We start from the raw sequence: 15,291 nt of genomic DNA on the forward strand, positions 1-15,291 counted from the left end.
ATGAAGAAACGAACCACCCCGAACGGTTCTTCGGAGGAATCGGCGCGGAACGAGCATCGCATTAGTCGGAGAGACGTGCTTCGCGGAACGTCGGCACTCGGCGTCGCCGGGATGGCGTCCAGTCTGACCGTTGGACGGGCCCAGGCGGCACCTGACGACACCACCTTCGTGAGCGTTCCGGATATGTACAACTGGGACATCGCGAATCCTCAGTCCGGCTGGGAGGACGCGATCGACTGGTTCTTCAACCAGCTCACGTCCGTGGAAGGCGCCGAGTTCGCCCTCTCCGCGGGAGACATTATGGACGCCCGCTGGTGGTCCGACAAACAGCAGGTCGAGACGCTGGCAGACGAATACTGGGTCGGATACAAACAGCGATTCGAGAACAGCAACCTCCCGGTGTACGTCGCTCCGGGTGACCACGAGCGGGGCGACAACGACTGGCCCGACTGGAAGCTGGACCTGGTCCCCACGTTCGAACAGAAGTTCGTGGAGATCTTCGATCATCCCACGAACGGCCCGACGGGAAAGGAGGAACTGGCCTACTACTTCGTCGAGGACAACGCGCTGTTCGTCACGGTAGACACGTGGGAACTGAAGAACGGAGAGGTGCATCTGAGCGTTACCGGCGACCAGCTCACCTGGTTCGAGAACACCCTCTCGAACCACCAGGACAAGGACTTCATCGTCGTTCAGGGCCACGTACCAGTCATTCCCGGCGTCAACACCCGGAATTCGAGCGGCCTCTACCTGGAGGGGGGCCAGTCGTCCGCGTTCTGGCAGACGATGAAGCAGTACGGTGTCGACGCCTACCTGTGTGGCGAACACCACGCCATCACCACCGACAAGGTCGACGGCATCTGGCAGATCGTTCACGGGTCCCTCTGGGGGACGCACACGAACCTGAACTACCTCGTGGGAACCGTGGGGTCGGACACGCTCGAACTCGAACTCAAGGAGTTCGACGTGAGTTACGGCGGTGGCTACATCGACCACATCAATCGAGGCGATACGAACGCGCCCCGAGAGGAGGTCACGATCTCCGCCAGTGCCAAGCAGAACGGTCCCACCACTGTCGAGTCGATCACGATCGACAGCTCGGCGCCCGACAACCCAGACAGCGGGGGTTGTCCGGTCACCAAAACCGTGCCCGACCTGACCGATAATGGGAACGACGGGACGATCGAAGGAAACGTGTCGCAGGTCTCTGCCTACGACGGCGACGGCTTGCAGTTCAACGACGGCGGGTACGTTACTGTCGCGGAGAGTCCCAGCATCGACGTAACGGATCCGCCGTTCACGGTGGAGTGCTGGGTGAAACCCACCGACCCGAAAGCCGGCGGGAACGGGTACGAACCCTACGTCACGAAGGTCGGTGAAACAGGTCAGTACTCGCTCCACCGGACCTCCCTGGCGAACGACGCGAACGGCCAACTCGAATTCGCGGTCAGCTCCGAGGGAGAGTTCTACACGCCCCGGTCGCCCGTCCCCGACGACTGGCAGGGAACCTGGCATCACCTCGCCGGTGTGTACGACGGCAGCGCTGTCAAACTCTACGTCGACGGCGCGGAGAAAGACAGCGTCCCGTTCTCGGGAACGCTCGCGGACACGACGAGCCCGGTTGAAATCGGCCGTAACTTCGGAAATCCGACGCGGCAACTCACGGACGGAACGGTCGTCGACCGGGTTCGAATCCACCGGGCAGGACTCACTGCGAGCGAACTCGACCAGTCGGATCCTGCCGGGAGCGAAAACTCCGTCCTCTGGTTCGACTTCGAGTCGATCGATACCGACGCGACCGGTGCACCGACGAGCGACACGTATCTGAGTGATCTCGAGGCGATCGATTTCACTGTCGGCTACACCTTCGAGGATTTCGGCAGGGACGAGGCCGTCTCCGGCAACGCGCTACAGGTCGACGGACAGACGTACGACAAAGGTATCGGGACGCACGCGACCTCCGAGATACGATACTGCCTGGATCGGAACGTTGCCCGGTTCCAGGCCCAGGTCGGTATGGACGAGAAAGGAGGCGAGTTCACCGGCGGAGCTGCAGGCGGAAACGGCGTCGTCTTCCGGGTGCTCGGTGACGGGCAGATCATCACCGAGGAGGGCCCGGTGACCCATCCTGAAGGACCAGTCTCCATCGATATCGACGTTTCCGACGTCAGCGTGCTCACGCTCGTCGCCGACGGCGGCGGCGATACCTCGTACGACCACGCCGACTGGTTGCAAGCGCGCGTCACGACCCAGACAGTCCCCGAGGCGATCGCGGGTCCGGACGGGACGGTGGGCTTCCAGGAGGTCCAGGAGGCCATCAATATGTGGGCGAGAGAGGATCCCGTGCCGGGAACCGGTGGCGAGACCATCGGCTTCCAGCAGATACAGGAGATCATCAACCTCTGGTCGACCGGCGGCACCGTCGGCGACGACAGTGAAGCCACGTCGCAATCGTTGGCGTCGATGATCGGCCCGGGGGGTGAGTGAGAGATGACAGAAGCGTCGGTTGTGCCGATGACGGCACGATTGAACCCCGGTATCGCTCGAGGACACCCGACGCCTCCTTTCCACGGTCTTCCCTCGCCACTGGCGACAGTTGCGTCCCGCTACGCCACTGTCTACCGCCCGAGAGAATCGTGGAGCGATCGATGCGCGAAGCTCACGACGAACGTTCCACACGACGCAGACGAATTGAATGTCAAATAGATTAAACACCGACACGGAACCACAATGAATCACATCGCTCCACGCGCCGGTCGGATCACCGCTGTGCTCGTAGCGCTGCTACTCGTCACATCGGTCTTCGGTCCGATCGGGACGGTGGCAGCAGAACCAGGCGTATCGATCTCTCAGACGGCCACGTCGGGAACGACGGTGGCCCCCGGGGAAACGATCACAATAGAAGCAACTATCGACTACACAGACGTCAACGGACCCGGAATCAACGCCACAGTTCCCGACGGTTGGTCCGTCACGAGCCACACCGACGACGGCGGCACGTACGGACCCCCCCAGCCCGCGTGGGTCTGGCTGGATGGCGGCGAGGCCGGTGCGACCGGGAATCACACCGTCTCCTACACGGTTCAGGTCCCCACGGACGCCTCAGAAGGTGAGTACACGTTCTCTGCCGTCGGATCGGCCGGCAACCCCGCCGGCGGACCGCTTCTGGAGAGCACCGACGAACTGACCGTCACGGTCCAGGACAACCAACAGCCGAGTGCCTCGTTCAGCGCGTCGCCGACCGATCCCGAAGTCGGCCAGTCAGTGACCTTCGACGCCTCGGCGTCGAGCGATTCCGACGGGTCGATCGACACCTACGCGTGGGACTTCGACGGCGACGGAACGACTGACGCCACGGCTGCCACCGCAACGACGTCGCACACCTACGACACCAACGGAACCTACACCGCGACGCTCACCGTCACCGACGACGACGGTAAGACCGCGACCGACACGGTCGACGTGACCGTCCAGTCGCCCGCACCGACTCTGAACCCGAGCGTTTCGGTCACCCAGACGGCCACCTCGCCGACCACGGTCCAGCCCGGTGACATAGTCTCCGTCGAGACGACCATCGACTACACCGACGTCAACGCCCCCGGCATCGACGTCACACTCCCCGACGGCTGGTCCGTCACGAGCCACACCGACGACGGCGGCACATACGGTCCCCCACAGCCCGCCTGGGTCTGGGGCCAACAGGGCTCTGAGACCGGTATCACCGGGTTCAACACTGTCACGTACACGGTACAGGTGCCCGTCGGCACCTCGTCCGGCGACTACACGATCGCAGCCGAGGGTTCCGGCGTCGATCCCAGTGACGATTCGTTCGTGACCGATACGACCGACCTGACCGTCTCCGTTCAGGAACCCACTAACCAGGATCCGACGGCGGTGTTCTCGGCGACGCCGTCCGATCCCGAAGTTGGACAGACGGTGACGCTGGACGCCTCGGGGTCGAGCGACTCCGACGGCGCGATCGCGAGCTACGAGTGGAACTTCGGCGACGGGACCACCGCCACCGGCGCGTCTCCCTCGCACGCCTACGACAGCGCGGGCACGTACACGGTGACGCTCACCGTGACCGACGACGACGGCGCGATCGATACGACGACCCAGCAGGTGACCGTCAGCGAACCGCCGAACCAGAGTCCGTCGGCTGCGTTCACCGCGTCGCCGTCCGACCCCACTGTCGATCAGAAAGTGACTCTCGACGCGTCCGGTTCGAACGACGCCGACGGCTCGATCCAGAGCTACGAATGGACGATCGAGACGCCCGGCACGACGGGCGATACCACGCTCCTCGACACCGACTTCGAGTCGGGCTCGCTTTCGGCGGCTGGCTGGAGTCACGGATCGACTGACGGGACGGCGTCGGCCGGCGTGAGCGATGCCACGTCGAACTCGGGCAGTCTGTCGGCGTTCCACCACGGTGGCGCCGGCGCGCTGGTCTCCCCGGCGGTCGACGCCGCGGGGACGCAGTCGATCGAGATCAACTACTGGGTCCAGAAGGGCCACGACGACTTCAGCGAAAATCCCGACGCGAACGACGAAGAGGATCTCGTCGTCGAATACCTGTCTTCCAGCGGCGACTGGGTCGAGATCGGTCGAATCGAATCGACGGTTTCGCCCGGTGCGATCGTCGAGGAGAGCGTCGTGATCTCGGACGCCGCTGCATTCCACGACAGCTTGCAGGTTCGCTTCCGCCAGCAAGGCGCTGACGCAACCAACGGTGACTACTGGCACGTTGACGATGTCGCGATCTCCGCGACGACCGATGAAACTCAGGACATAACGATGACAAACGAAACGACGACATTCACTCCGTTGACGGCCGGTGACTACGAGGTCACGCTCACTGTCACCGACGACGACGGCGCAACGGACTCGACGACGCAGACGGTCACTGTAGACGAACAGGCACCTGACGATCAATCCATCTCCCAGGCCGTCGCGAGCCTGAACGACGCCGGCGACGACTCCGTCATCGGAACTCAGGAGATCCAGCAGGCGATCGATCTCTGGGTTGACGACGATCCAGTCCCGAGAACCGACGGTGAGACCATCTCGACCGCGCAGATGCAACAGCTCATCGATATGTGGGTTGAGGACGAGACGGTCGACGCCGCCAACGGAGGTGGGAACTGATGTGGCCCGATGATTCGCCACGCAGCAGGCGCTTTGCGGCAATCGCGTTCGCGCTGCTGGTCGCCCTATCGGTCCTCTCACCGGCAGCCGCAATCCCTCAACCAGCCGACACCGTCGGTGTGGAACAGAGCGCGGCCCAGTCGGTGGCTTCACCAGGGCAGACGGTCACGATCGAAACGACGATCAACGCCAGCAGTTACAACGCGCCGGCGCTAGCGGTCGATCTCCCCGACGGGTGGTCGATCCAGAGCCAGTCCGCGCAGGGGCCAGCAACGTTCAAGCCCTCTACCAACGAGTGGGTTTGGTTGTCCGGTGACGAGTATACCGTCACCTACACCGTGTCGGTCCCCACCGACGCGGCCGACGGTGACTACACCATCACCGCCGACGGATCGGCGATCGATCCGTCCGACGATAGCTTCGTAAACAACGGTGCGTCAACGACGATCACCGTCCAGACGCAACCGACGAACCAGCCGCCGAACGCAGACGCAGGTGACGACCAGACGGTCGACGAAGGAGCGACCGTGACGCTCGACGGCTCCGGGTCTGACGATTCGGACGGCGACAGTCTGAGTTACTCCTGGAGCGTGACCGACGACGCGGGCACGGGCGTGACGCTCTCCGACGCCTCCTCGGAGGGACCCTCGTTCACTGCACCCGACGTCGACGGTGATGAGACTCTGACGTTCCAAGTCCAGGTCTCCGACGGCCAGACGAGTGACACAGACACCGTCGAGGTGACGGTCCAGGACACCGACACCGACGATCCGGAACCGGCGGCCGACGTGACGGTCTCGCAGTCGGCTCAAGCGGCGTCGGTCGCGCCCGGTGAGACGGTGACGTTCGACGCGACGATATCCACGACGGCCGCCAACGCGCCAGCCCTCGACGTGACGCTACCAGCCGGTTGGTCGATCCAGAGCCAGTCCGCGCAGGGGCCAGCAACGTTCAAGCCCTCCACTCAGGAGTGGGTGTGGCTCGCCGGCGGTGACTATACCGTCACCTACACGGTGGCCGTGCCCTCCGATGCGACCGACGGTCAATACACGGTCACCGCCGATGGATCGGCTGTGAACCAGGCCACCGACAAGTTCGTCACCGACTCGACGACGACGTCGGTGACCGTCCAGACGCAGCCAACGAACCAGCCGCCATCGGCGGCGTTCACTGCGTCGCCGACCGATCCCGAAGTCGGCCAGTCGGTGAGCTTCGACGCGTCGGCCTCGAACGACCCCGACGGCTCGATCCAGAGCTACGAGTGGGACTTCGACGGCGACGGAACGGTCGACGCGACCGGTGAGTCAGGGACGTACGCCTATGTCTCCGCCGGTGACTACGACGTCACTCTCACGGTCACCGACGACGACGGCGCGACCGCCAGCACCACGCAGACGGTGACGGTCTCCGAGATGCCCGACTCCGATCTGTCGACCGCGGTGTCGCTGTCGCCCGACGAGGATCTGATCGCCGTGAACGGCGCTAGCACGTTCGACGTGGTGGTCGAGGACGCCGACGGCGGCGTCGGCGTGTACTCGCTGTCGCTCTCGGTCGACGACGACTCTACCGCCACGATTACGGACGTCTCGGTCGACGACGACGCGACGACTGACATCCAAATCGCCCCCGACAACGCCTCGGCGACCGTCGAGGTCGCACTGCTCGACACCGAACAGAACGGTTCCGTCACCGTCGCGAACGTGACGGTCGCCGGTCAGTCCGCGGGGACGACGGACCTCGAACTCGACGTGGCCGCGCTCGGAACCGAGTCCGGACAGGCCTACAACGTCACCGCGACGAACGGCGCCTCAATCACCGTCTCCGAACTCGTGGTCGGTAACTCGAAGGCACCCGCACAGGACCCCGACGGCGACGGAGCCCACGAGGACGTGGACGGCGACGGGGATGTCGATGTGCTCGACGTCCAGGTGCTGTTCGTCGAGCGCAACAGCGCCGTCGTGCAGAACTCCCCGGACGCCTTCGACTTCAACGGCGACGGCGAGTTCGACATCCTCGACGTGCAGGCCCTGTTCTACCAGGAGATCGTCCTCTGATCGACGATGGCTAGAACGACACACCGACGTTGCGTGCGACTGGGGGCGCTTGCCCTCGCGTTAGCCGTGGTTCTCGGCGCGGTGAGCGGCGTCGCGGCCGCCGCCGCCGCCACGAGCGTCGGGGTGTCCGTCGAGGCCACCGACGTCGCCGCCGGCGAAACCACGGCGGTCGACATCGTCGTCGAGGACGCCGACGGCGGCGTCGGCGCGGTGGAAGCCACGCTCACGCTTTCGGATCCGGCGGTCGCGTCCGTCGCGGACGTGAGGTTCCACGGGAACCCGGGGCTCACCGACGTGAGCGAGCGCGACGACGGCGTCGAACTGAGCGCCGCGCTCGCGGACACCGCAGACACCGGCCGCGTCACCGTCGCGACGGTCGTCCTCAGCGCTGACGGGGCGGGAGAGACGGCCGTCGACGTGGACGTCGAGTCCCTGGGAGACGAAGACGGAACGGCCTACACGGTCGACTCGGTCGACCGCCCGACGATCACCGTCGCGGCCGACGGCTCCGGTTCTGACGGCTCCGGCTCGTCCGGCGCCGGCGGTTCTCAGGCTGACGCAACGGGTTCCGGCGACTCCCTGGGTGACGCGACCGACTCCGGCGACGCCGGTGGCTCGGGCGCGACGCCCGCAGCGTCCGGTGACGAGGCCTCGAACGACGGTAGCGCCGCATCCGACGGTCAGAACGGCGACTCCGCCGGTACCGCCGACACCGCGAACGAGGGGGCCGCTGGTGAGGGCGACGAGGCGACGGACGCCCCCACGACCGCACGGACCGACGATCGGACCGCGGACGAGCGCGGACGGGAAGGCGTGACCGACGCCGACGGGAGCACCGATCGGATCGCCCTGTCCGGTCCCGGCGGGGCGTCGCTCGCGGGCCCCGTCGGTGCGGTCGGGGTCCTCGTGCTCGCGACGATCGCTCTCTATCGGTTCCGACGGTCCTGAGCGTCGCCTCCTCTACTCCCTCCCGACGGTCCTGAGCGGCTCCTCTCCTATTCCCTCCCGACGGTCCTGAGCGTCTCCTCTCCTACTCCCTCCCGACGGTCCTGAGCGTCTCCTCTACGGTCCCTGCGCCCGTTTCTTCGGGGGCCCCGCTGCCCGATCCGTCGCGTGCTCCCGGCGGCAGGACAGTTCGCCCTGCGGTCTCCGACTCGCAAGCGTGAATTTATAGGTGATCGCGGAGCCAGGGAGGGTATGGAACTCTTCGGAACCGCGGGCATCCGCGGCTCTGCGCGCGACCGCGTGACGCCCGAACTCGCGCTCGCCGTCGGGCGGGCGGTCGGCGTCGACGCGGTCGAGTCGGCGGAGACGGGCAACGCCGCGCGACGGCCGGCGGTCGTCGTGGGGCGCGACGGTCGGGCGACGGGACCGGCGCTCGCGTCGGCCGTGGAGGCGGGCGTCGAGTCCGCCGGCGCGGACGTCCGCCGGATCGGCGTCGCTCCCACGCCGGCGCTCGCGTACGCCTCGCAGAGCCGTCACGGCGTGATGCTCACCGCCTCGCACAACCCCCCGACCGACAACGGGATCAAAATCTTCGTCGACGGCGAGGAGTACGACCGGGAGCGCGAGCGGGGCGTCGAGACCCGCGTCGCGAACGATCACTCGCCAGCCGCGTGGGACGAGTGGGGGGAGGCCGAAGGGATCGACGTGCTCCCCGCCTACCGCGCGGCGGTCGTCGACTACGCGGAGGCCCACGGCGCGGACGCGACGGGGCTCGACGTCGCGGTCGACCTCGGCAACGGGACGGGCGCGCTCGGGACGCCGCAGGTGCTCCGCGAACTCGGCGCGCGGGTCGTCACGCTCAACGGACAGGTCGACGGGCACTTCCCCGGCCGGGAGTCGAAACCGACGCCGGAGACGCTTTCGGACCTCCGGGAGTTCGTCCGCGAGGGCGACTTCGCGTTCGGCATCGGCCACGACGGCGACGCCGACCGGATCGTGATCGTCGACGGCGACGGCGACGTCGTCCACGAAGACACCGTCGTCGCGATCCTGGCGTCGCACTTCGTCCGGGCGGCGGACGCGGCGGACCCCGTCGTCGTGACGACGCCGAACGCTTCGGGCCGGATCGACGAGCGGGTCCGCGACGCCGGCGGCCGCGTCGAGCGGGTCCGTCTCGGCGCGCTTCACGAGGGCATCGCCGCCGTGCGGGCCGACGGCGGCGACGTCGTCTTCGCCGCCGAACCGTGGAAGCACATCCACCCGGACCACGGCGGCTGGATCGACGGGATCGCGTCGGCGGCCGTGCTGACGCGCCTCGTGGCGGCCGAGGGGCTCGCCGGCCTCCGCGGTCCGATCACCGAACGGCCCTACCGGAAGGTGAGCGTCGACTGCCCCGACGGCCGCAAGGCCGACGTGATGACTCGTCTGGAGACGGCGCTCCCCGAGGCGTTCCCCGAGGCGAGCGTCGACACGGAGTACGGGGTCCGACTGGAGTTCGACGACGGCTCGTGGACGCTGGTCCGGCCCTCCGGGACGGAGCCGTACGTCCGGGTGTACGCCGAGGCTGACGACGTCGACGCGTTCGTGGCGTCGGTCACCGAAGTCGTCGCCGGCGCGGTCGACGGCGACCCCGCCGGCACAGTCGACGGCGACGACTGAACCGAAACCGCTGGGTCGTGTCGAGTTCTCCCGCCGTCTGTGGGGGTCATCCGAACCGCTCGACTGCCGACTGCTACCTTCGGATACCCGTCCACTTTTCGACGGAAGGAGTGCGGGTGAAGCGACAGAAGCGACGAATTTATGCACATCTCTCTGCCCATTGTTCTATAGGAGTACACAGCTATGGATAGACGTACATTCGTGAAGGCGACGGGCGTTGCGGGAATCGCGGGACTGGCGGGTTGCAGCGGCGGACCGACCGGCGGATCGGACGGCGACACGGCCACGGAGACCGAAACCAGCGGCGGCGACGGCTCGGGCGACTCCGGCGGCGAGGAGACGACGACGGAGCCGAGCGACGACGGTCCGGCGGCCAACGTCGGGATGGTCTACGCCACGGGCGGGCTCGGCGACGGGTCGTTCAACGACCAGGCCCAGCAGGGGGCGCTCGAAGCCGAGGAGGAACTCGGCGTCTCGTTCAACGAGGCCCAGCCCGACGAGGTCGCACAGTTCAGCACGTTCCAGCAGCAGTTCGCGCAGTCGACCGATCCGGACTACGACCTGGTCTGCTGTATCGGCTTCCTCCAGGCCGACGCGCTGTCGGAGACCGCGGCCGACTACCCCGACCAGAACTTCATGCTCGTCGACTCGGTGGTCGACGCATCGAACGTGGACAACTACGTGTTCGCCGAGCACGAGGGCTCCTACCTCGCGGGCCTGATGGCCAGCCTCCTCACCACGCGGGACTTCTCCGCCGGGGCGGGATCGACGGCGGGCGACTCGACGAACGTCGGGTTCGTCGGCGGCGTCGAGTCCGACCTGATCCGGAAGTTCGAGGCCGGGTTCGTCGCGGGCGTCGAGGCCGGCAGCGACGACGTCGACGTGAGCACGAACTACACCGGGAGCTTCAACGACCCCGCCGCGGGGAAGGAGGCGGCCACGGCGATGTACAACAGCGGCGCCGACATCGTCTATCACGCCGCCGGGAACACCGGGACGGGCGTCTTCCAGGCCGCCCAGGAGCAGGAGAAGTTCGCCATCGGCGTCGACCGCGACCAGTCGATCACGAAGCCCTCCTACGCCGACGTCATCCTCGGGAGTATGGTCAAGCGCGTGGACACGGCCGTCTACACCTCCATCGAGTCGGTCGTCGAGGGCAACTTCGAGGGCGGCGACACCATCGAACTCGGCCTCGATCAGGAGGGCGTCGCGCTGGTCTACGGCGACCAGCTGGGCTCGGAGATCCCCGACGACGTCGCCGATGAGGTCGCGACCGCGCGCGAGGACATCATCGCGGGCGACATCGACGTGCCGTCGACGCCGCAGTAGGTCATCGCGGGCGACGCATCGACCTCATCGCGGACGCATCGATCCCACCGCGACGCATCGATCTCACCGCGACGCATCGATCTCACCGCGGGCGACGTCGACCTCATCGCGCTGCCGCAGTAGGCGCGTTCCCGCGGGAGGCCGCATTGGCCGCCGAATATCCAAACCTATTCGTTGATCCCCCGTTCAAGGGGAGACAGATCTATGGATACAGCCGTCCACCTCGACGGGATCACCAAACGGTTCCCGGGTGTCGTAGCGAACGACGACGTGGACCTCGCCGTCGAGCGCGGGACTGTGCACGCCCTCCTCGGCGAGAACGGTGCGGGGAAGACGACGCTTATGAACGTCCTCTACGGACTCTACAGACCGACGTCGGGGCAGGTGTTCGTCGACGACACCGAACGGCGGTTCGACTCGCCGCGGGAGGCCATCGACGCCGGCATCGGGATGATCCACCAGCACTTTATGCTGGTCGACCCGATGACCGTCACCGAGAACATCACGCTCGGCAACGAACCGCGAAAGTGGGGCGGCCTCACCGTCGACCGGGCGGCCGCTCGCGACGCCGTCGTCGACCTCTCGGAGCGCTACGGCTTCGACGTCGACCCCGACGCCCGGGTCGAGGACGTCTCCGTCGGCGAGCAACAGCGCGTCGAGATCCTCAAGGCGCTCTACCGCGGCGCGGACGTGCTGATCCTCGACGAGCCGACGGCCGTGTTGACGCCGCAGGAGGTCGAAGAGCTGTTCGAGGTGCTCGAAGAGCTGACAGACCAGGGCAAGACGATCATTTTCATCACGCACAAACTGGGCGAGGCGATGCGCGCGGCCGACGAGATCACCGTCCTCAGAGACGGCCGCAACGTCGGCACCGTCGACGCCGACGGGACGACACGCGAGGACCTCGCGGAACTGATGGTCGGGCGGGAGGTCTTGCTCGACGTCGATCGGCCGCCGACGGAGACCGGCGAGGTCGTCGCCGCGGCGTCGAACCTCGTCGTCGAGGACGACCGGGGCGTCCGCGCGGTCGACGACGTCTCGCTCGACGTTCGAGCGGGCGAGGTGTTCGGCATCGCGGGCGTCGACGGCAACGGCCAGTCGGAACTCGTCGAGGCGCTGACGGGGCTTTCGGCCCCCGAATCGGGCCGGATCGAGTTCCTCGGTGAGGACGTCACCGACACCTCCCGACGCCGACGCATCGAATCCGGGATGGCGTACATCCCCGAGGACAGACAGGAGCGCGGGCTCGTGATGGACTTCGACCTCGTGGAGAACGCGCTGTTGGGGAGCCAACACAGCCCCGAACTCGGCCCCAACGGTCGCATCGACTGGTCGGCCACGAGGGAGCACGCCGAGTCGATCATCGAGGAGTACGACGTGCGGCCGCCGAACCCGGATTCGACCTCGGAGTCGCTCTCCGGGGGGAACCAGCAGAAGTTCATCGTCGGCCGGGAGTTCTCGCGGGACCCCGAACTCGTCGTCGCGGCGCACCCGACCCGCGGCGTCGACGTCGGTTCGATCGAGTTCATCCACGAGCGACTGCTGGAACTCCGCGAACGGGGGGTCGCGATCGTCCTCGTCTCCTCGAAACTGGAGGAGGTCCAGGGGCTCTCCGATCGCCTCGCCGTGATGTACGAGGGCGAGTTCATCGACGTGGTCGACCCCGGGGAGACGACCGAGGAGGAACTGGGACTGCTGATGGCCGGCGAGCGTCCGACGGAGGGCGGGACAGACGGACGCGAGCGGCAGGCCGAACCCGGGTCGACGGACGCGCCGAACGGCGGTGAGCGCGCGTGAGCGTCCGCGACCGGGCTCGGGAGGTCCTCGAACGGCTGGCGGGGGCGTCGGCGACCGAGCGGGTCCTCATCAGCACCGCGTCGCTCGTGCTCTCGATCCTCGTCGGCGCCGTCCTCGTCCTCGTCGCCGGGCGGATGACGACGTGCACGGCGGGCGAGGCCGTCTACTACTTCGGGACCGGCTTCTGCTACGACCCCGTCGTCGTCTTCGATCGGCTGTTCCTCGGGGCGCTCGGCGACCCCTTCAGCGGCGGCTGGTCGCCGGACGGCCAGTTCTCGGTGACGCTCCGGGAGACGACGCTTCTGCTCTTCACGGGGCTCTCAGTGGCGCTGGCATTCCGCGCGGGCATCTTCAACATCGGCACCCAGGGCCAGATGGTCGTCGGCGGGATGGCCACTGCGGTCCTCGTGCTCTGGGCGTCCTCGCTCGTCTCGGGCGTCGTCGGGACGTTCCTCCTGGTCCCGTTCGGGGTGCTCGTCGGCGCGGTGTTCGGTGGGCTCTACGGGGCGATCCCCGGGTTCCTGAAGGCCTACGCCGACGCCAACGAGGTGATCACGACGATTATGCTCAACTTCATCGCGACCGGGGTCACGCTGTATCTCGTCAGCGGGGCGTTCAAAGACCCCGAGAGCGCGGCGAACCAGACCGTCCCGTTACCGGAGTACGCCCAGTTCCCCACGGTGCTCTTCGGCGGCCGGCAGGACTTCTCGCTCGTCGCGCTGTTCTTCGGCGTCGTCGCCGTCGGCGCGCTCTACTACCTGCTCGAACACACGGCCTTCGGCTACGACGTCCGGACGAGCGGCATCCAGCCCGACGCCGCGGAGTACGGCGGCGTCGACGCCGCCCGGACCATCGTCGCGAGCCTGACGCTGTCGGGCGCGCTCGGGGGCGTCGCCGGCGCGATGTACGTGATGATGATCCTCGGATCCTTCCAGTCCGGCGTCCCCTCCTACGGCTTCGACGGCATCACCGTCTCGATCCTCGCCGGCAACAACCCGCTCGGCGTCGGGTTCGCGGCGCTGCTGTTCGGCGTCCTCAAGAGCGGGACGACGGTCGTCCAGTTCGCGACCGACGTCCCGCCGCAACTGGTCGGCGTCCTCCGCGGGCTGATCATCCTCTTCGTGGCGATGCCGGAGTTCTTCCGACTCGTCGGAAAGCGGGTGACCGACACGGGGTCGAAGGTCGTCGCGACCGACGGCGGCGCGCCCGGGGGTGACGACGATGAGTGAGGCCTCTCAGGGGTCCGACGCGGAGTCCGAGCCCGAATCCGCGTCCGAAAGCGGCTTTTTGGAGCAGTACTCCACGCGGGTGCTGACGGCCGCGGTGACGGTCCTCGCCGTCGTCGCCCTGCTCGTCGGCGGCTGGCTCTTCCCGGACTCGATCGTCGGTACCTTCGCGGACGTCATCGCCAGCGAGAACACGCTCTCGTCGGCGCTGCGGCTCTCCGTTCCGATCGCCTTCGCGGCGCTCGGGGGATCTTCTCGGAGAAGTCCGGCGTGATCAACATCGGGCTCGAGGGCCTGCTCATCATCTCGGCGTTCACCGCGATCTACGTCACCGATCTCACCGGCGGCGTCTGGATCGGGTTCGGCGGGGGGATCCTCGCGAGCACGCTGCTCGCGCTGCTCTTCGCCATCGTCACGATCGAGTTCCGGGCGGACCAGATCATCGCGGGGCTGGCCGTCTGGCTCATCGCGCTCGGCCTCGCGCCGTTCGCCTCGCAGGTCATCTACGGCGGCCCCAACACGCCGACGGTTCCGACGCCCGGAGCCATTTCGGTGCCGGTGCTCGCCGACGTCCCGTTCTTCGGGGCGCTCTTCTCCGCGTCGCCCTCGGTCTACCTGCTCTTTCTCGCGGTCGGTCTCTCGTGGTACGTCTTCGAGCGCACGGCGTTCGGCCGCTGGGTCCGCGCCAGCGGCGAGAACCCGAAGGCGCTCGACACCGCGGGCGTGAGCGTCGCTCGCGTCAGGTACGCGGCGGTGCTCCTCTCGGGGGTGCTCTCGGGGATGGGCGGTGCGGCGCTCTCGCTCGACCTCGGACAGTTCACCGGCAACGGCCCGACGATGGTCAACGGCAAGGGATTCATCGCCATCGTGGCCTACCTGTTCGGCAACTACAACCCGATCGGCGCGTTCCTCTCGACGATGCTCTTCGCCGGCCTCGACGCGATGCAGACCGCCCTCCAGTTGCAGGGGATCGGCGTCCCCAGACAGCTCATCCGGATCACGCCGTTCGTCGTCGTGATCATCGTCCTCGCACTGGTGGGGCGGACGCGCATCCCCGAGGCCGCGGGCGAGCACTACGAGTCCGGCGAGGAGTAGCGGACCGTCCTCGCCTCACCCGGAGACCCCGGACCCGT

At 67.2% G+C, this 15,291-nt stretch carries 8 protein-coding genes and 1 pseudogene; all 9 read left to right on the forward strand.

From position 1 onward, the window contains the following. The 9 genes and pseudogenes from DV707_RS07900 to DV707_RS07940 all read left to right on the forward strand — a co-directional run bounded on the left by DV707_RS07900 (window position 1) and on the right by DV707_RS07940 (window position 15,253). Window positions 1-2,487, forward strand: coding sequence for an NPCBM/NEW2 domain-containing protein (locus DV707_RS07900; protein WP_103992031.1), 2,487 nt, complete (start codon window positions 1-3; stop codon window positions 2,485-2,487). A gap of 333 nt (window positions 2,488-2,820) precedes the next feature. Further along, window positions 2,821-5,148, forward strand: coding sequence for a PKD domain-containing protein (locus DV707_RS19170; protein ID WP_160113933.1), 2,328 nt, complete (start codon window positions 2,821-2,823; stop codon window positions 5,146-5,148). A gap of 119 nt (window positions 5,149-5,267) precedes the next feature. After that, entirely contained in the window at window positions 5,268-7,202 is a 1,935-nt protein-coding gene (locus tag DV707_RS07910) for a PKD domain-containing protein (protein WP_160113934.1), read from the forward strand. Window positions 7,203-7,208: 6 nt separating this feature from the next. Further along, a complete protein-coding gene (locus DV707_RS18445; RefSeq protein WP_136361824.1) occupies window positions 7,209-8,150 on the forward strand; it encodes an ICP22 family protein in 942 nt (313 codons plus the stop codon). A gap of 249 nt (window positions 8,151-8,399) precedes the next feature. Next, complete coding sequence (locus tag DV707_RS07920) at window positions 8,400-9,806, forward strand: phosphopentomutase/phosphoglucosamine mutase (RefSeq protein WP_103992035.1); 1,407 nt, start codon at window positions 8,400-8,402, stop codon at window positions 9,804-9,806. A 183-nt stretch (window positions 9,807-9,989) separates the two neighbouring features. Then, complete coding sequence (locus DV707_RS07925) at window positions 9,990-11,135, forward strand: BMP family lipoprotein (RefSeq protein ID WP_103992036.1); 1,146 nt, start codon at window positions 9,990-9,992, stop codon at window positions 11,133-11,135. Window positions 11,136-11,339: 204 nt separating this feature from the next. Beyond that, window positions 11,340-12,932, forward strand: coding sequence for an ABC transporter ATP-binding protein (locus DV707_RS07930; protein WP_103992037.1), 1,593 nt, complete (start codon window positions 11,340-11,342; stop codon window positions 12,930-12,932). Then, complete coding sequence (locus DV707_RS07935) at window positions 12,929-14,161, forward strand: ABC transporter permease (RefSeq protein ID WP_103992038.1); 1,233 nt, start codon at window positions 12,929-12,931, stop codon at window positions 14,159-14,161. The genes DV707_RS07930 and DV707_RS07935 overlap by 4 nt, the downstream gene beginning before the upstream one ends. Continuing rightward, a pseudogene (locus DV707_RS07940) lies at window positions 14,154-15,253 on the forward strand (ABC transporter permease). The gene DV707_RS07935 and the pseudogene DV707_RS07940 overlap by 8 nt, the downstream one beginning before the upstream one ends. The last annotated feature ends 38 nt before the right edge of the window (window positions 15,254-15,291 follow it).

The sequence above is a fragment of the Halobellus limi genome (assembly GCF_004799685.1).
Lineage (GTDB): Archaea > Halobacteriota > Halobacteria > Halobacteriales > Haloferacaceae > Haloquadratum > Haloquadratum limi.

Coding starts and splice junctions, on each gene's coding strand:
- DV707_RS18445 (WP_136361824.1), top strand. CDS start 7,209: ATGGCTAGAACGACACACCGACGTTGCGTGCGACTGGGGGCGCTTGCC.
- DV707_RS07930 (WP_103992037.1), top strand. CDS start 11,340: ATGGATACAGCCGTCCACCTCGACGGGATCACCAAACGGTTCCCGGGT.
- DV707_RS07900 (WP_103992031.1), top strand. CDS start 1: ATGAAGAAACGAACCACCCCGAACGGTTCTTCGGAGGAATCGGCGCGG.
- DV707_RS07925 (WP_103992036.1), top strand. CDS start 9,990: ATGGATAGACGTACATTCGTGAAGGCGACGGGCGTTGCGGGAATCGCG.
- DV707_RS07920 (WP_103992035.1), top strand. CDS start 8,400: ATGGAACTCTTCGGAACCGCGGGCATCCGCGGCTCTGCGCGCGACCGC.